A 17,341-nucleotide genomic window follows, 5' to 3' on the forward strand; every position below is an offset into this window, starting at 1 on the left:
TTTTTTTTTTTTTTCCCGCGCGGGGGCGCGGGGGGGGCCCCGCGGGGCGGCGGGGGGGGCGCGCCCCCCCCGGGGGGGGGGGGGGGGGGGGGGCCCCCCCACCCCCGGTTCACCTCTCCGGAGAGGTCCGGCCGTCACCGAGGCCCATGTCGCGGGCCCGGGCGACCGCCTCGGCGCGCGTGGCCACGTGGAGTTTCTCGAAGATGTGGGTGATGTGGTTGCGGACGGTCTTCTCCGCGACCACCAGCTCCCGGGCGATCCGCCGGTTGTCCAGCCCGCGCGCGACCAGGTCCAGCACCTCGGCCTCGCGGGCGGTGAGCTCGGGGAAGAGCTGTCCCGCCTCGCGCATCCGCGCCCCGGCCAGCAGGGCGGTGATCCGCCCGGCCACCTCACCGCCGAAGACCGCGCCGCCCGCCGCGACCGTCCGGACCGCGTGCAGCACCTCCTCGCGCCCGGCGCCCTTGACCAGGTAGCCGCGCGCGCCCGCCTGGAGCGCGGCGAGCAGGTTCCCGTCGTCGTCCGACATGGTCAGCATCAGCACCGGCGGCGGCGCCTCCCGGGTGGCCAGGTGCCGGACGGCGTCCAGCCCGGAGCCGTCGGGCAGCGAGAGATCCATGATCACTACGGTGGGCCGGGACCGGGCGACCGCCTCCGACACCTCGCCGACCCGCTCGGCCTCGGCGACCACCACGATGCCCTCGGCGCTCTCCAGTGCCGCTTTGAGCCCCTCCCGGAAGAGGGGGTGATCGTCGACGATCAGCACACGGACGGGCCCGCCCCCGCTGGGATCCGGAGGATCGACCGGCTCTTCTTCATCCACGCGGGCGACACTATCAGCGTCGATCGCGTGACTTTCCGTGACGTGCTCGTGAGTCCCTCCGCGTGTCGGCCCCCGTGCGCCAGGATCCGAGACCGGTGCCCCAGGCGCCCGGGACACCGGACCACCGGTGCTCGGGGCTCCCCAGGGCCGGCGTCGCGCCGGCCGAGCCGCTTCTCGTGGCCATGAGTCGGCACTCCGATGGAAGTGGCCGATCGAGGTCGATCGCCCTGTTCTCAACTCTGCGGATCGGCCTGCCCCAAGTGCATGGGCCTGCCGTCCCGTTCCGCCCCCGGTCCGGCGCCGGGGGCGCCGACACGGCCCAGGACGGCGGTGGCCGGGCCGCGGCGGCCGGTTCTCAGGCCGTACCGCTCGCCCGCCCGGAGGTAGACCAAGTCGCCGGGGAGGAGCGGCACTTCGCCGAGGTCGCCGAGGAAGACGGCAGGGCCGGAGAGAAGCAGAAGGAAGGCGTCGGCCGCCCGGTCCGTGTACGGTCCGTAGGTGGCGTCGGGGTCGACGCGGACGGCGCACACCTCCACCTGCCGCCAGTTCCGGGCGGGTGCCGAGTCCGATCGCTGGGCCGGGATGGCGGCCCGGGCGGGGGCGCGGGTGGGACGGACGGTGAGCACGGTGGTCGGGGTGCCGCGGACGGCGGTGAGCCGGCAGGAGGTGCCGGGGCGGTGGTGCAGGGCCTCGCCCGGGGAGAGGATGCGGCCGGCCGCGAACAGTCGGCCGGAGAGCACCACGGTCACCGACTCCACCGACTCGTGCGGGAGTTGATCGACGCCGACACCCGGTGGAAGCGCTTCGACGGTGAGTGCGGCGCGGACGGCGGGCCGATGCTCGGGGTCGATCAGCCGCTGGAAGGCGGGCGCGGTGCGGGGGACGGCGGCGGGGACGAGTATCACGACGGAGCTCCTCGGTCGGATCCGGCCGGGGCCGGTCAGGGTCGGTCCCGGCGGGCGGCGCGGCGGGCGGCACGACGGCGCGCCAGGGCGGCCCGGGTGTCGGCGGAGTGCCGGGGGACGGCGAGGGTCAGGCAGAGCAGTTCCACGCCGAGCGGTCCGGCTTCGAGGTGCAGCGCGCGGCCGCGGCCGGCCAGCAGCAGGTCTCCTTCCGAGGCCAAGTGGTCCGGCTCGTCGGAGGGTTGTCCGATGACGGCGGCGCCGCGCAGCACGTGCAGGACGGTCTCGGTGTCGGGCCGGCCCGGGAGGGTGTGGTGGGCTCCCGGGCTCAGTCGCAGGTGGTCGAAGGCCTCGCAGGGGCTGGCGAGCATCGGGCGCCGGGCCAGGGAACGGATGCGTACGCGTTCGCCGTTCGGGCCGATGACGACCATGGCGGCGCCGGTGTCGGTGGTGACGATCACCTCGGGTCACCTCCTTCGGGGGAGGGCGGGACGGCCAGCAGGGCGTGGAAGTACTCGAGCCCGGCCGTTCCGGCGGTCAGGACGGTCCGGGAGCCGAGCGGCAGCACGACGGCGGTGCCCTCGACGAGCGGCAGGCCGGCGTCGGCGTGCTCGGAGCGGTCCGAACCGTCCGGGTGCACGGCGCCCTCGGGTGGTTCGGCGAGCCCGGAGCCGGCGGTGACGTAGAGCGCGTGCTCGACGCCGTCGGCGGCCACCTCGGTCCGGTGACCCGGGTCGAGTCGTTGCAGGCCGACCCCGCGCAGCGGTCCTGCGAGCAGGCGGCCGGGGTCGACGGCGCCTCGGCGGCGCAGGTCGGTGATGACGGTTCCCGACATGACGGGCGCTCCTTCCGGCCGCGGGCGGGCTCTGCGGTCCGTCTCTGCGATCCACCGTGCGCCGCCCGCTGTCCCGGCCGCACGGGGGTGTCGTCCCGTTCGGCTCCCGGCCCGATCCCAGCCCGATCCCAGCCCGATCCCAGCCGGAATCCCGGTCCCATCCCGGCCCCGTCCCGGCCCCATCCCGAACCGATCCCGCCGATCCCGGGCCCCGTCCCGGCAGGTTTCCGGCGCTCTTCCCACTCCCGCCCGCACCCCGCCCGCACCCACTGCCCACACCCCGCCGACGCCCACTGTCCGCACCCCGCCCGCACGCCCGTCGGCGACCACCCCGAGCCGCCCGGAGCCGCCCGGAACGACGTACGGTGGAACCGGAGGCCGTGTCGTGCACGTCACCGGAACCCAGTTCGCCCGCTTCGCCGACCGCACCGAGGCGGGCCGTCGGCTGGCCGCCCTCCTGGGCCGGGTGGCAGGCCCCGACACCGTGGTCGTGGCGCTGCCGAGGGGCGGGGTGCCGGTGGCGGCCGAGGTCGCGGCGGCGCTCGGCGCACCGCTGGACATCTGTGTGATCCGCAAGCTCGGCGTGCCCTACCAGCCCGAGTTGGGCATGGGGGCGATCGGTGAGGGCGGCGTCCGGGTGCTGAACCAGCAGGTCATCCGGTTCTCCTCGGTGACCGGCGAGCAGCTGGCCGAGGTGGAGCGCACGGAGCGCGCCGAGCTGGAGCGCCGGGCCCGCCGCTACCGGGGCGACCGGCCGCCCACCGACCTGCGCGGGCGCACCGTGATCGTGGTGGACGACGGCATCGCCACCGGCTCGACCGCCCGGGCGGCCTGCCGGATCGTCCGGGAGCGCGGCGCGGCGCGGGTAGTGCTCGCCGTGCCGGTCGCGCCCCCGGACTGGACCGAGCGCCTCGACGAGGTCGCCGACGATCTGGTCTGCGTGGCCACGCCGTCCCCGTTCTTCGCGATCGGCGAGTTCTACGCCGACTTCTCGCAGACCGAGGACGCGGAGGTGCTGCGGCTGCTCGCCGAGGCCGCCGACGATCCGCCCGCGGCCGGTGCCGGGATCGACCGCGAGCTGTCGCTGTCCGTCGCCGGGGTCCGTCTCGCGGGCCGGCTGACCGTCCCGGCCGGGGCGCGCGGGGTCGTCGTCTTCGCGCACGGCAGTGGCAGCGGGCGGCACAGCCCGCGCAACCGGCACGTCGCCGACTACCTGAACCGCACCGGGCTGGCCACGCTGCTGTTCGACCTGCTCACCGAGGCCGAGGAAGCCGACCGGCGGAACGTGTTCGACGTGGCGCTGCTGGGCTCCCGGCTGACCGCCGTCGCCCGCGAGTTGGGCGGGGACGGTGGCGGGGAGGCCGCCGTCCCCGAGACGCCGGGCCTGCCGCTCGGGTTGTTCGGCGCCAGCACCGGCGCGGCCGCCGCGCTGCACACCGCCGCCGAGCTGGGGCCGGCCGTGCGCGCCGTGGTCTCCCGGGGCGGTCGCCCGGACCTCGCCCCGCCGGACACGCTGGCCCGGGTGCGCGCCCCGACGCTGCTCGTCGTCGGCTCACTGGACCCCGCCGTGCTCGACCTCAACCGGCAGGCCCGGAGCGGGTTGCGCTGCGAGACCGGGCTCGCGGTGGTGCCGCACGCGAGCCACCTGTTCGAGGAGCCGGGGACCCTGGACCGGGTCGCCGAGCTGGCCTCGGACTGGTTCCTCCGCCATCTCCCGCGCCCCACCGGCCCCGGAGGTGCGTGAGCGTCCCATTGCGCAGACCTCGGGCATCACCCCCGGTCAGCAGCGCATTTTGCGCAGCCGACAGCGGGATTTTCTGATCAGCTTGTACACATTGAGCAGTCAAAAAGCGACCTGTTGCCCAACCCCTCCGACAGTAGCAAGCTCTCCGCAACCACACCGCCCACCCGTTCGCGGTGCGGTCGCGATCCAGCGGAAGCCTCGACGCCGAGGCCCGAAGTGGAGGAACGAGCGATGACCCCGCAGTCCCACGCCCTTGAGTTGACCCCCGAGGAGCGCGAGGCCGGTCTTGACGCCGACCAGCTGCGCCGCCTCGTCGGGCTCGTCGAGCACGACGCCGCCGCCGACCCGTTCCCGGTGACGGCCCAGGACGCAGTCGTCTTCGTGGTCGGCAACGCCACCCAGACGGCCCAGTTCTACCAGGTCGTCTTCGGCATGGAGCTGGTCGCCTACTCCGGCCCGGAGACCGGCCGCCGCGACCGCAAGGCCTACGTGCTCCGCTCCGGCTCCTGCCGCTTCGTGATCAAGGGCGGCGTCCACCCGGACAGCCCGCTGCTCGACCACCACCACCGCCACGGCGACGGCGTCGTCGACCTCGCCCTGGAGGTCCCGGACGTCGACAAGTGCATCGAGCACGCCCGTGCCACCGGCGCCACCATCCTGGAGGAGCCGAACGACGTCTCGGACGAGAACGGCACCGTGCGCCGCGCGGCCATCGCCACCTACGGCGAGACCCGCCACACCCTGATCGACCGCTCCCGCTACAACGGCCCGTACCTGCCGGGCTACGTCGTCGCTCAGAGCAAGGTCACCCACCCGGAGGGCTCGCCGAAGCGCCTCTTCCAGGCCCTCGACCACGCCGTCGGCAACGTCGAGCTGGGCCGGATGGACGAGTGGGTGACGTTCTACAACCGCGTCATGGGCTTCGTGAACATGGCCGAGTTCGTCGGCGACGACATCGCCACCGACTACTCCGCGCTGATGTCCAAGGTCGTCGCCAGCGGCAACCACCGGGTGAAGTTCCCGCTCAACGAGCCGGCCGTCGCCAAGAAGAAGTCCCAGATCGACGAGTACCTGGAGTTCTACACCGGCCCCGGCTGCCAGCACATGGCGCTCGCCACCAACGACATCCTCACCACCGTGGACGTGCTGCGGGCCCGCGGCGTGGAGTTCCTCACCACCCCGGACGCCTACTACGACGACCCGGAGCTGCGCGAGCGGATCGGCAAGGTCCGGGTGCCGATCGAGGAGCTGAAGAAGCGCGGCATCCTGGTCGACCGCGACGAGGACGGCTACCTGCTCCAGATCTTCACCAAGCCGATCGGCGACCGCCCCACCGTCTTCTACGAGTTCATCGAGCGGCACGGTTCGCTCGGCTTCGGCAAGGGCAACTTCAAGGCGCTCTTCGAGTCCATCGAGCGCGAGCAGGACCGCCGCGGCAACCTGTGAGCGTCGGCCGACCCTGATTCGGCGCCGGCACTGACGAACGGTCGAGGAGGACCAAGGAGATGGCGTACTACCGGCAGCTGGGCAGCATCCCGCCCAAGCGGCACACCCAGCACCGCACCCCCGAAGGCGGGCTCTACTACGAGGAGTTGATGGGCGAGGAGGGGTTCTCCTCGGACTCCTCACTGCTCTACCACCGGGGCATCCCCTCGGCGGTGGTCAACGCGGTGCCCTGGGAGCTGCCGGACCAGTCCACCGTGCCCAACCATCCCCTCCTCCCCCGCCACCTCAAGCTGCACTCGCTGTTCGCGGACCAGGACTGGAAGTCCGCGGACGTCGTCAGCAGCCGGCGGCTCGTCCTCGGCAACGGCGACGTACGGCTCTCGTACGTCGCCGCCGGGGCCCCGAGCGAGCTCTACCGCAACGGGCTCGGCGACGAGTGCGTGTACGTGGAGTCCGGTTCCGGCACGCTCGAGACGGTGTTCGGCTCGATCGAGGTCGGGCAGGGCGACTACGTGATCATCCCGCGCGCCACCACCCACCGCTGGGTGCCGGCCGGTGACGAGCCGCTGCGCGCGTACTGCATCGAGGCGAACAGCCACATCAGCCCGGTCAAGCGCTACCTGTCCAAGTACGGGCAGCTGCTGGAGCACGCGCCGTACTGCGAGCGGGACTTCCGCGGACCGGTCGGACCGCTGCTGGCCGACACCCCCGGGGACGTCGACGTGCTGGTCAAGCACCGCGGCCCGAACGGGGTTTCGGGCACCCGCTACACCGTGCCGCACCACCCCTTCGACGTGGTCGGCTGGGACGGCTGTCTGTACCCGTACGCCTTCAACATCAAGGACTACGAGCCGATCACCGGCCGGGTCCACCAGCCGCCGCCGGCCCACCAGGTGTTCGAGGGCGACGGCTTCGTGATCTGCAACTTCGTTCCGCGCAAGGTGGACTACCACCCGCTGTCGATCCCGGTGCCGTACTACCACGCCAACGTGGACAGCGACGAGGTCATGTTCTACTGCGGCGGCGACTACGCGGCCCGCAAGGGCTCGGGCATCGGCCAGGGCTCCATCTCGCTGCACCCGGGCGGGCACACCCACGGGCCGCAGCCGGGAGCGTACGAGCGCAGCATCGGCGTGGAGTTCTTCGACGAACTGGCCGTCATGGTGGACACCTTCCGCCCGCTGGAGCTCGGCGAGGGCGGCCGGGCCGGCGAGGACCCCAACTACGCCTGGACCTGGTCCGGTCGGGGGCCCGGGCGATGAGCGCGCTGTCTCCGCTGGTCACGATTCCCGAACTGTTCCGCGGCCTGTTCGACGACGCGGCGGTGTTCCCCCCGGGGAACCTGCCGGTCGTCCAGGCGGTGCCCGCGCACCGGGTGCACCGCGCCGCCTGGTACGCCGAGGCGGTCGGCCCGTTCCTCTGCGGGGCGGGCCGGCTCGGCGAGCTGGCCGCGGCGGTCACGAACTCCCCCGAGGCCGCGGGCACTTCCGCGGCCGGAGGTGCCACGGCGGTGACGGCCGCCGGGGTCGAGGGGGGCACGGCGGGGGCGGACGGATCGGTGGCGGCGGGCGACCCGCCGCTCAAGGTCGGGCTGGTGCTGCCGGGGGGCAGCGCCGAGCTCGCCCCGGCGCTCGCCGCCGCCGCACCGTTCGAGCTGGCCGGCGTCGAGCTGGCCACCCGGGACGCCGCCGAGGCGGTGGCCGCACTGGACCTGCTGCTGCCGCCGGACGTCCCCGCCGCCATCGAGGTGCCGCGCGAACTCCTGCGCGGCGACGGGCTGGACGACGTCCTGGACGTGCTGGTGAACAGTCCGTACCGGGCGAAGTTCCGCACCGGAGGGCTGGTCGCCGCGGCGTTCCCGGACGAGGAGGAGCTGGCCGCCTTCCTCACCGGCTGCGCACAGCGCGGACTGCCCTACAAGTGCACGGCCGGGCTGCACAACGCCGTCCGGCACACCGACCCGGAGACCGGCTTCGAGCACCACGGCTTCCTGAACGTGCTGCTGGCCGCGCAGGAGACCGACCGGGCCGCGGCCGCGGCGGTGCTGGCGGAGCGCGACGGCGAGGTGCTGGCCAAGGCGGTCCGCGCACTGACGGACCGTCAGGTCACGGTGATCCGCAACTCGTTCACCGCGTTCGGCACCTGTAGCATCACCGAGCCCCTGGACGACCTGGCCGCGCTCGGCCTGCTCCCGTCGCCCAGTTCACCGCACCAGGAGGACCGTTGACCACCCCCCGCTGCTGGCTCGCCAGCGCCCAGGACTCGCCGTTCGGCGTGCACAACCTGCCGTACGGCGTCTTCACCGCCGCCGACCAGCCCGGGCGGCGCCGGATCGGCGTGCGCGTCGGGGACTTCGTGCTGGACGCCGGGGCGGCCGCCCGCGCGGCCGGCGCGCCGTCGGAGCTGCTGGACGCGGACTCGCTCAACCCGCTGATGGCGGCCGGGCGTCCGGTCTGGACCCGGGTCCGGGCGGACCTCACCACCTGGCTCACGGACGAGTCCTTCCGCGAGGCGCTGTCGCCCGTGCTGCTGCCGGCGGACGAGGTGGAGCTGCACCTGCCGTTCGAGGTCGCCGACTACGTCGACTTCTACGCCTCGGAGCACCACGCCACCAACCTGGGCCGGATCCTCCGCCCCGGCACGGAGCCGCTCACCCCCAACTGGAAGCACCTGCCGATCGGTTACCATGGGCGGGCGGGCACGGTCGTGGTCTCCGGCACCCCGGTGGTGCGGCCGCACGGGCAGCGCAAGGCACCCGCCGACGCCGCGCCGACCTTCGGGCCGACGCGCCGGCTGGACATCGAGGCCGAGGTCGGCTTCGTCGTGGGCACCCCGTCGGAGCTGGGCCGGCAGGTCACGCTGGGCGACTTCCGCGAGCACGTGTTCGGCGTCTGCCTGCTCAACGACTGGTCCGCACGGGACATCCAGGGTTGGGAGTACGTACCGCTCGGCCCGTTCCTCGGCAAGTCCTTCGCCACCTCGGTCTCGCCCTGGATCGTCCCCCTGGACGCCCTGGAGCACGCCCGGGTGGCGCCGCCGGAGCGCGACGTCGAGCCGCTGGCGTACCTGGACGACCGGGGCGGCGAGCCGTGGGGCCTGGACCTGGCCATGGAGGTCCGGCTGAACGGGCACCCGGTCTCCCGGCCGCCGTTCGCCACCATGTACTGGACGGCGCAGCAGCAGCTGGCCCACATGACCGTCAACGGCGCCTCGCTGCGCACCGGCGACCTGTTCGCCTCCGGGACGGTCAGCGGGCCGGAGCCGGAGACCCGGGGCGCGCTGATCGAGCTGACCTGGAACGGCGAGGAGCCGCTGAAGCTTCCGGACGGCACGACCCGGACGTTCCTGGAGGACGGCGACGAGGTCGTCATCACCGCCACGGCTCCCGGGCCGGACGGTGCGGTGATCGGCTTCGGCGAGGTTACCGGGCGCGTACGGGGCTGAGGGGGCTTCGTTGGGCCCGCGGGCCCGCGGGTCTGCGCGTCTGCACGTCTGCACGTCTGCGGGCGGCAGATGACAGGTAACGGATGACGAATGACAGCTGACAGATTTCAGATGTTGAAATCTGTCAGCTGTCATCTGTTCGCGCGGTGATCACAACTCCCCGCCTCCCCGGTACGGTGGGCCGAGGAATCGGCTGACATCGACCGGCGCCGACGGACGTCGGCGCCGCCGAGGGACGGGAGCGGGCCCGATGAGCGCACAGGTGGCGGAGGTCCGGGCGTTCCTGGACGGCGGCGTCGGACGGATCGTGCTGAACCGCCCGCGGGCGCTCAACTCGCTCACCCGCGACATGGTCTCCGCCCTGCGCACCACCCTGCACGACTGGGCCGCGGACGACCGGATACGCGCCGTCGCGCTGACCGGCGCCGGCGAGCGCGGCCTGTGCGCGGGCGGCGACGTCCGCATGATGCACGACGAAGCCAAGGCCGGCGGGGCCGGCGCCCGGGCGTTCTTCCGCGACGAGTACCGCCTGAACGCCCTGATCGCCCGCTACCCGAAGCCGTACGTCGCGGTCCTGGACGGCATCACCATGGGCGGTGGCGTCGGGGTGTCCGCCCACGGCACGGTACGGATCGTCACCGAACGCTCCAGGGTCGCGATGCCCGAGACCCGCATCGGCCTCGTCCCCGACGTCGGCGGCAGCCGTCTGCTCGCCCACGCCCCGGGCGAGCTGGGCACCCACCTCGGCCTCACCTCCGCCTCGATGGGGCCGGGCGACGCCCTGCTGTGCGGGTTCGCCGACCACTTCGTGCCCTCGGTACGCATCCCGGACCTGCTCGCCGCCCTGAGCCGGAGCACCGCGGACGCGGCCGCGAGCGGCACCACCGAGGCCGACAGCCCGGTCGACGGCCTGGTCGCCGCGCACGCCGAGCCCGCGCCGCCCGCCGCCCTGGCCGACCAGCGCGCCTGGATCGACAGCTGCTACGCGGCCGACACCGTCGAGGAGATCGTCGACCGCCTGTTCGACTCCGGCGTCCCGGAGGCGAAGGAGGCCGCCGAAGCGGTCCTGGCGAACTCCCCCACCGCCGTCAAGGCCACCCTGGCCGCGCTGCGCCGCGCCCGCACGCTGGCCTCGCTGGAGGCGGTGCTCGACCAGGAGTACCGGGTCTCGTGCGCCGCCCTGGACAGCCACGACCTGGTCGAGGGCATCCGCGCCCAGGTGATCGACAAGGACCTCGCTCCCCGCTGGGAGCCCGCCACGCTGGCCGAGGTGACGGAGGCGGACGTCGCCCGCTACTTCGCCCCGCGCGAGGGCGACGAGCTCGGCCTGGCCTGACCCCGGCCCCGACTCCCCCACCGGCACACCTGGAGCCCGCCGTGAACCACCCCGCGCAGCCGTCCGCCCCGGCCGACGGAGCCGACCCCGCCGGCCACACCGGCCCTACCGCCCCCGACACCCGCACCGCCCGCACCGCCCCCACCGGCCACGCCGGCCCGAACGCCGACCCGCTGTCCCGGGTGCCGCTGGGCGAGCAGGTGCGCGGGCTGCTGTTGGAGGGTCTGCTGACCGGCCGCTGGCAGCCGGGTGACCGGATCGTCGAGCGGCGCCTGGCGGTCGAGTTGAACGTCAGCCAGGCGCCCGTCCGCGAGGCGTTGCGCGCGCTCCAGGCGCTCGGGCTGCTGGACGCCGAGCCCAACCGGGGCGTGCGGGTGCGCGAGATCGGCCCGGCCGAGCTGCGCGAGGTCTACCAGGTGCGGGCGGCGCTGGAGCGGCTGGCCGCCGAGTCGGCGGTGGTCCGGCTGGCCGGGGACACCACCGCCCTGGAGCGGCACGCGGAGCGGATGGCGGCGGCCGCGGCGGCCGGCGACGCCCTCGGCCAGGCCCGGCACGGGGTGGCCTTCCACCACGAGGTCGTGGCCGCGTCCGGCAACGGGACGCTCCTGCGGACCTGGGAGGGCCTCGGGGTCGAGGTGTGGACGGTGCTGTCGCTGCACCGGATCCGGCCGGAGCTGCACGAGAACGCCGCCGACCACCGGCCGCTGATCGAAGCCTTCCGCCGTCAGGACCCGGAGGTGGGCCGACTGCTGGCCGAACACGTCCTGGCGTACGCCCGGCACTCCGGCTGAGTCATCGGCGCGGTCGTTCGGGAGCGTCATGAGTTCGCATAAAGATGATCGATCATCGCTCAAACTACTCGCGAGTACCCATTGACGGGCGATCCGACCACTCCCTACGGTCCAAAGAGTTCCATGGAGAGAAAAGCTATTCCGCATCCCGGAATCAGCACCCTGAAGCGTACCGATGAAGGGGAACCACCCGTGTCCCAGCTCGACCAGCTTCCCGACCAGGACCCCGAGGAGATCGCGGAGTGGCGCGCGTCCCTGGACGCCGCCCGCGACTTCGGTGGACCGCACCGCGCCGCCCACCTGCTGCGCCGCCTCGTCGAACACGCCGAACTGCGGCGCCTCGACGTCCCTCCGCTGCTGGACACCCCGTACGTCAACACCATCCCCACCGCCGCCGAACCGGAGTTCCCCGGCGACGAGGAGATGGAACGCCGGATCACCGCCTGGAACCGCTGGAACGCCGCCGCCATGGTGACCAGGGGCAACCACCGCGGCGGCCTGGGCGGGCACATGGCCACCTACGCCTCCGCCGCCTGGCTGTACGAGGTCGGCTTCCAGCACTTCTTCCGCGGCAAGGAGGCCGACGGCTCCGGCGACCAGCTGTACGTGCAGGGCCACGCCGCGCCCGGCGTCTACGCCCGCGCGTACCTGGAGGGCCGGATCTCCGAGGACCGGCTGGACCGCTTCCGCCAGGAGGCCGGCGGCGACGGCCTGCCCTCCTATCCGCACCCGCGCCGGCTGCCCTGGTTCTGGGAGTTCCCGACCGTCTCGATGGGCCTCGGGCCGCTCTCGGCCATCCACCAGGCCCGGTTCAACCGGTACCTGACCGCGCGCGGGATCAAGGACACCTCCGGCTCGCACGTGTGGGCCTTCCTCGGCGACGGCGAGATGGACGAGCCGGAGGCCACCGCCGCGCTCGCCCTGGCCGCGCGGGAGGAGCTGGACAACCTCACCTTCGTGGTCAACTGCAACCTGCAACGCCTGGACGGGCCGGTGCGCGGCAACGGCAAAATCGTGCAGGAGCTGGAGCGCCGGTTCCGCGCGGCCGGCTGGAACGTGGTCAAGTCGCTCTGGGGCGAGGCCTGGGACGACCTGCTGGCCCGCGACACCACCGGCGCACTGGTCCGCCGCCTGGGCGAGGTGCCGGACGGACAGTTCCAGACCTACGCCGCCTCCGACGCCGGGTACATCCGCGAGCACCTCGGTCACGGCTCGCCCGAACTGCGGGCGCTCATCGACACCTTGGACGACCGGCGGCTCGTCGAGACCGTCGCCACCTCCCGGGGCGGCCACGAGCCGCGCAAGGTGTACGCGGCCTACCGCGCGGCGCTGGAGCACCGGGGCGCACCCACGGTGGTACTGGTGCAGACCGTCAAGGGCTGGACGCTCGGCCCCGGCTTCGAGTCCCGCAACGCCAACCACCAGATGAAGAAGCTCTCCGGGCCGGAGTTCCGGGCGATGCGCGACCTGCTCGAACTCCCCATCCCGGACTCTGCGTTGGAAGGTGAGCTGCCCCCGTACGCACACCCCGGCGCGGACTCGCCGGAGGCCCGCTACCTTCGCGAACGCCGCGCCGCCCTCGGCGGTCCCGCACCCGCCCGGAGGGTGCGCTTCACCCCGCTGCCCGAGCTGCCGGGCAAGCCCTTCGCGACCCTGTTCAAGGGCTCCGGCAGCCAGGAGATCGCCACCACCATGGCCTTCGTCCGACTGGTCAAGGACCTGATGCGGGACGAGGAGACCGGCCACCGCTGGGTGCCGATCGTCCCGGACGAGGCGCGCACCTTCGGCATGGAGTCGCTCTTCCCGACCGCCGGGATCTACTCCCCGCTGGGGCAGACCTACGACCCGGTCGACCGCGACCAGCTGCTCCACTACAAGGAGTCGGCGACCGGCCAGATCCTCAACGAGGGCATCACCGAAGCCGGTTCGATGGCCTCACTGACCGCCGCCGCGACCGCGTACGCCACCCACGGCGAGCCGGTCGTCCCGTTCTACATCTTCTACTCGATGTTCGGCTGGCAGCGCACCGCCGACCAGATGTGGGCACTGGCCGACCAGTTGGGGCGCGGCTTCCTGATCGGCGCCACCGCCGGCCGCACCACCATGACCGGCGAGGGCCTTCAACACGCCGACGGACACTCGCAGTTGATCGCCTCCACCAACCCGGCGGCGCTCTGCTACGACCCGGCATTCGGCTACGAGGTGGCCGCGATCGTCCGCGAGGGCCTGCGCCGGATGTACGGCAGCAGCGAGCAGCACCCGCTGGGCGAGGACGTGTTCTACTACCTCACCGTCTACAACGAGGCGCTGCCGCAGCCGGCACTCCCGGCCGGCGACGAGATCCTGGACGGCATCCTCCGCGGTCTCTACCGCTACCGCACCGCGGAAGCCGCCGAGCTGTCGGCCGCGCTGCCCGCCGACGCACCGCGGCTCCAACTGCTCGCCTCCGGCACCGCCGTGCGCTGGGCCCTGGCCGCGCAGCGCCTGCTCGGCGAGGAGTGGAACGTGGCGGCCGACGTCTGGTCCGCACCCTCCTGGACGGAACTGCGCCGCGAGGCCCTGGACAGCGACGCGGCCAACCTGGCGCAGGCGGCGGCCGGCACCGGCGCCGCGGCCCGGGTGCCGTTCGTGACCCGGGCGCTGGCGGGGGCGCCCGGACCGGTGCTGGCGGTCAGCGACTGGATGCGCGCGGTGCCGGACCAGATCCGTCCCTGGGTGGAGCAGGAGTGGACCTCGCTGGGCACCGACGGCTTCGGCCTCTCGGACAGCCGGGCGGCGGCGCGACGCCACTTCGGGGTGGACGCCGAGTCGGTGACGGTCGCGGCGCTCGCCGCGCTGGCCCGTCGGGGCGAGGTCACGGCGGAGAGCGCGCGGCGGGCCGCCGAGCGCTACGGCGTCCGGTTCTGACCGGCCGCGGCCCCGCCCCCGCCGCTGTCTGGTGACCGGCGTCTCGCATACCAAGACTGGCGCGAGGCGGGGCGCGTCGTAGATCGTTGGGTGGTCAGGGCGCGCCCGCGCGGCGCCGAGCAGCGGAAATGGGAGTCGACGGCGATGACCGAGACCGAGACCTACGAGACGATCCTGGTCGAGCGCAAGGGCCGGGTTGGGCTGATCACGCTCAACCGGCCCAAGGCGCTCAACGCGCTCAACACCCGGCTGATGAACGAGGTGGTGGCCGCCGCCACCGCCTTCGACCGGGACCCGGAGATCGGCTGTCTGGTGATCACCGGTTCGGAGAAGGCCTTCGCGGCCGGCGCCGACATCAAGGAGATGCAGGGCAACCGGTTCCCGGACGTCTACCTCGACGACTGGCTGGGCCCGTGGGACCGGCTCGGCGCGCTGCGCAAGCCGGTGGTGGCCGCGGTGGCCGGCTTCGCGCTGGGCGGTGGCTGCGAGCTGGCGATGCTGTGCGACATCCTGCTGGCGGCGGACACCGCCAAGTTCGGGCAGCCGGAGATCAAGCTCGGCGTCATCCCCGGCATCGGCGGCTCGCAGCGGCTGACCCGGGCGGTCGGCAAGGCGAAGGCCATGGAGCTGTGCCTGACCGGCCGGATGATGGGCGCCGAGGAGGCCGAGCGGGCCGGGCTGGTCTCCCGGATCGTCCCGGCGGACCAGCTGCTCTCCGAGGCGCTGGCCACCGCCGAGACGGTCGCGGCGATGTCCACCCCGGCGGCGATCATGATGAAGGAGAGCGTCAACCGCGCCTTCGAGACCACCCTCGCCGAGGGCGTCCGCTTCGAGCGCCGGCTCTTCCACGCGGCCTTCGCCACGGCGGACCAGAAGGAGGGCATGGCGGCCTTCGCCGAGAAGCGCCCGCCGGAGTTCACCAACCGCTGACGGGGCCGGACGCTTGACGGCTGACGGCTGACGGCGCTGACAGAGTTCAGCTTTCAGATTTCAGATGTTGAAATCTGTCAGCTGAACTCTGTCGCCTGTCGGCCGGCCAGTCATCAGCCGTCGGCCGCCGTCCCTCGGCCGCCGGCCCCTCACCCCTCCCCCACACTCATCCCTCCCCCGCACTCACTCCTCGACCGCCACCGTGTTCAGCCGGGCGAGCCCACTGCGGGTGGCGGCGACCACGATCTGGTCGCCCGGGGCGAGCCGCCGGGTGCGGTCCGGGAAGTTCCACTGCAACGGCCCGCCGTGGGAGAAGCGCGCGGCGATCACCCGGACGCCGCCCGGGTCCTCCAGGTCGTGCCGGTTCAGCCCGATCAGCCCGCTGCCGTCCTCCACCTTCAGCTCGGCGATCAGCAGCACGTGCCGGAGCACCGACAGCGTGCCCCGCACCTCGCGCCCCATCAACGCCGCCGCGAAGGCCGGCGCGGCCAGGTAGGACACCGATCGGGAGGCCGCGTTGTCCAGCGTCCGGTAGAAGTGACTGGCGAAGTCGTCCTCGAACAGCCTCACCACCACCCGGACTTCGGGATTTCCGTGGCGCGCTTCGAGGGCCGCCTCCAGATTGGTGGCGTCGTCCCCGCTGACCGCGACCAGCGCCCGGCTGTGCTTCAGCCGCGCCCGACGCAGTTGCTGCTCGAACGGACCGTCCCCCACCACCACCGGAATCCCCAGGGCTCGTACGGCGGCCACGCCGCGCGCCTGCGGGTCCCGTTCCATGCAGACCACCGGCACTCCCATGTCGTGCAGTTGGGTGGCCACCCGGGTGCCGACGTTGCCGAGGCCGACGACGATCACGTGGTCCCGGGTGCCCGCCCCGGGGTTGCGCGGCTGCCCGCGCCGCCCGGAGCCCAACACCTCGACCGCGATGGCGGTGGCCACCGGCGCGAAGGTGATCCCGCAGATGGTGATCACCACCTGCGCGACCCGCTGCCAGAACCCTCCGGTACCCGTCCCGGAGGCGATGTCGGACAGCTGGTCCGGCTGGGCGGCGCCGGCCAGATCGAGCAGCGCGATGTAGACGGTCCAGCCGAAGTTCCGGTTGAGGTACCACAGCACCCCGAAGGCCAGCAGCACCGCCGCGAGGGCCGTGAGCAGCACCAGCCGCATCCGGGCGCTGGTGAAGAAGCGCATGGTGTCGAGCAGTCGCCAGCGCAGCCGACGGGTCCAGTCGGTCGGTTCCCGGGGCTCGATCCGCAGCACCTGGAGCGCGGCTCTGCCGCCCTGCTCCGCCTCCGGGGCGGCCGGTGGCACCGGTTCGCGCCGCACGCCGCCCGCGCGGATCGGCCCGTCGTCGCCGAACTCGCTGGCGAGCCGCACGAAGTCGGCCGAGTCCCCCCGCTGCTCGGGCAGCAGCCGCATCCTGCCGACGTCCTGCCGGTCGATGTGGTCGGCGACCACGCAGATCCGGTCCGAGGTGATGTCGTCGTCGAACGCGATGTGCAGGTAACGCCCTTCGATCTCTACCGAGTTGGGCCGCCCGAGCGCGGCCGAGGCGAAGGCCGGGGCGGCGGTGGCGGATCCGGAGAGCGCGGCGCCGTTCTTGAGCAGCCGCTCGATGTTCTCGCCGAGCCGCTGGTTGAACATCCGGAACACGATGCGGATGTCCGGGTTGTGGTTCTGGGCGCTGAGTGCCGCGTGGATGTTCTCCTGGTCGCTCCCCTCGACCAGGGCGAGACCGCGCGCGGTGCCGATGGACACCGCCCGCAGCGCTTCCTCGGTGACGCTGGCGTACTCCACGACCGCGGCGACACCCGAGAGTTGCTCGATCTGCGGCGCGTGGTCGCGGGTCCGGTCGGCGACCAGGACGACCACCGGCACGTCGTAGTGTTCGACGAGCTCCAGGACCAGTCGATGGGCCAGCGCATTGCCTCCGCAGACGATGTAGTGCTGGCTGATCGGTTCGACCGGAGGGGTCCCCCACCCTTCAGAAGTCATATCGAAGGATGGTATCGATGGAAAATGTCCGGAACATGACGTTCCGGCGACCGCCATGAATCACCCGAACGGCCGTATCCGGCGCGCGGTCCGATCTCGGCGCGGAGAGGCTGGGGTTCGTTCCCTGCCCGCCAGCCGGCCGCCCCGGACGACTCGTGAGCCGCGCGCGTCACCCGACCCGCGCGTCACAC

Annotated in this window: 14 protein-coding genes; 9 read left to right on the top strand and 5 right to left on the bottom strand. The window is 73.2% G+C overall.

Features of this window, described 5'->3' with window-relative positions:
* Positions 1–109: 109 nt before the first annotated feature.
* From ACFRAR_RS01355 to ACFRAR_RS01370, 4 genes are all read right to left on the bottom strand, one after another.
* On the bottom strand, positions 110–820 hold the full coding sequence (locus ACFRAR_RS01355; RefSeq protein ID WP_380693351.1) for a response regulator: 711 nt from the start codon (positions 818–820) through the stop codon (positions 110–112).
* A 233-nt stretch (positions 821–1,053) separates the two neighbouring features.
* Complete coding sequence (locus ACFRAR_RS01360) at positions 1,054–1,725, bottom strand: hypothetical protein (RefSeq protein ID WP_380693353.1); 672 nt, start codon at positions 1,723–1,725, stop codon at positions 1,054–1,056.
* 35 nt (positions 1,726–1,760) lie between these two features.
* Complete coding sequence (locus ACFRAR_RS01365) at positions 1,761–2,183, bottom strand: hypothetical protein (RefSeq protein ID WP_380693355.1); 423 nt, start codon at positions 2,181–2,183, stop codon at positions 1,761–1,763.
* A complete protein-coding gene (locus ACFRAR_RS01370) occupies positions 2,180–2,557 on the bottom strand; it encodes a hypothetical protein (protein WP_380693357.1) in 378 nt (125 codons plus the stop codon). Before ACFRAR_RS01370 ends, ACFRAR_RS01365 begins: the two co-directional genes overlap by 4 nt.
* 385 nt (positions 2,558–2,942) lie before the next feature.
* Here ACFRAR_RS01370 and ACFRAR_RS01375 point away from each other — a divergent pair, with 385 nt between their 5' ends.
* The 9 genes from ACFRAR_RS01375 (at position 2,943) to ACFRAR_RS01415 (ending at position 15,155) form a co-directional block, all read left to right on the top strand.
* Complete coding sequence (locus ACFRAR_RS01375) at positions 2,943–4,301, top strand: phosphoribosyltransferase family protein (protein WP_380693359.1); 1,359 nt, start codon at positions 2,943–2,945, stop codon at positions 4,299–4,301.
* A gap of 231 nt (positions 4,302–4,532) precedes the next feature.
* Positions 4,533–5,747, top strand: a complete 1,215-nt coding sequence (gene hppD / locus ACFRAR_RS01380; RefSeq protein WP_380693361.1) for a 4-hydroxyphenylpyruvate dioxygenase — start codon at positions 4,533–4,535, stop codon at positions 5,745–5,747.
* Positions 5,748–5,806: 59 nt separating this feature from the next.
* Complete coding sequence (locus tag ACFRAR_RS01385; RefSeq protein ID WP_380693363.1) at positions 5,807–7,009, top strand: homogentisate 1,2-dioxygenase; 1,203 nt, start codon at positions 5,807–5,809, stop codon at positions 7,007–7,009.
* On the top strand, positions 7,006–7,974 hold the full coding sequence (locus tag ACFRAR_RS01390) for a hypothetical protein (RefSeq protein WP_380693365.1): 969 nt from the start codon (positions 7,006–7,008) through the stop codon (positions 7,972–7,974). Before ACFRAR_RS01385 ends, ACFRAR_RS01390 begins: the two co-directional genes overlap by 4 nt.
* A complete protein-coding gene (gene fahA / locus ACFRAR_RS01395) occupies positions 7,971–9,191 on the top strand; it encodes a fumarylacetoacetase (RefSeq protein WP_380693367.1) in 1,221 nt (406 codons plus the stop codon). The genes ACFRAR_RS01390 and fahA overlap by 4 nt, the downstream gene beginning before the upstream one ends.
* Positions 9,192–9,441: 250 nt before the next feature.
* A complete protein-coding gene (locus ACFRAR_RS01400) occupies positions 9,442–10,527 on the top strand; it encodes an enoyl-CoA hydratase/isomerase family protein (protein ID WP_380693369.1) in 1,086 nt (361 codons plus the stop codon).
* 173 nt (positions 10,528–10,700) lie between these two features.
* Complete coding sequence (locus ACFRAR_RS01405; protein ID WP_380693497.1) at positions 10,701–11,318, top strand: GntR family transcriptional regulator; 618 nt, start codon at positions 10,701–10,703, stop codon at positions 11,316–11,318.
* Positions 11,319–11,510: 192 nt separating this feature from the next.
* Complete coding sequence (gene aceE / locus ACFRAR_RS01410) at positions 11,511–14,225, top strand: pyruvate dehydrogenase (acetyl-transferring), homodimeric type (protein WP_380693372.1); 2,715 nt, start codon at positions 11,511–11,513, stop codon at positions 14,223–14,225.
* A gap of 144 nt (positions 14,226–14,369) precedes the next feature.
* Positions 14,370–15,155 carry an enoyl-CoA hydratase gene (locus tag ACFRAR_RS01415; protein WP_380693374.1) on the top strand — a complete coding sequence of 262 codons (786 nt, stop codon included), beginning with the start codon at positions 14,370–14,372 and terminating at the stop codon, positions 15,153–15,155.
* Between the two features lie 183 nt (positions 15,156–15,338).
* Here ACFRAR_RS01415 and ACFRAR_RS01420 read toward each other — a convergent pair whose 3' ends face one another.
* Positions 15,339–17,150, bottom strand: a complete 1,812-nt coding sequence (locus ACFRAR_RS01420; RefSeq protein WP_380693376.1) for an NAD-binding protein — start codon at positions 17,148–17,150, stop codon at positions 15,339–15,341.
* Positions 17,151–17,341 lie beyond the last annotated feature (191 nt).

Origin of the sequence: Kitasatospora sp. NPDC056651 (assembly GCF_042792155.1) — a bacterium.
In the GTDB taxonomy this organism is placed as follows: domain Bacteria; phylum Actinomycetota; class Actinomycetes; order Streptomycetales; family Streptomycetaceae; genus Kitasatospora.

Excerpts from the sequence above, each read along its gene's own strand:
- hppD (WP_380693361.1), top strand. The coding sequence starts at position 4,533 with ATGACCCCGCAGTCCCACGCCCTTGAGTTGACCCCCGAGGAGCGCGAG.
- ACFRAR_RS01370 (WP_380693357.1), bottom strand. The coding sequence starts at position 2,557 with ATGTCGGGAACCGTCATCACCGACCTGCGCCGCCGAGGCGCCGTCGAC.
- ACFRAR_RS01400 (WP_380693369.1), top strand. The coding sequence starts at position 9,442 with ATGAGCGCACAGGTGGCGGAGGTCCGGGCGTTCCTGGACGGCGGCGTC.
- ACFRAR_RS01420 (WP_380693376.1), bottom strand. The coding sequence starts at position 17,150 with ATGACTTCTGAAGGGTGGGGGACCCCTCCGGTCGAACCGATCAGCCAG.
- ACFRAR_RS01390 (WP_380693365.1), top strand. The coding sequence starts at position 7,006 with ATGAGCGCGCTGTCTCCGCTGGTCACGATTCCCGAACTGTTCCGCGGC.
- ACFRAR_RS01415 (WP_380693374.1), top strand. The coding sequence starts at position 14,370 with ATGACCGAGACCGAGACCTACGAGACGATCCTGGTCGAGCGCAAGGGC.
- ACFRAR_RS01385 (WP_380693363.1), top strand. The coding sequence starts at position 5,807 with ATGGCGTACTACCGGCAGCTGGGCAGCATCCCGCCCAAGCGGCACACC.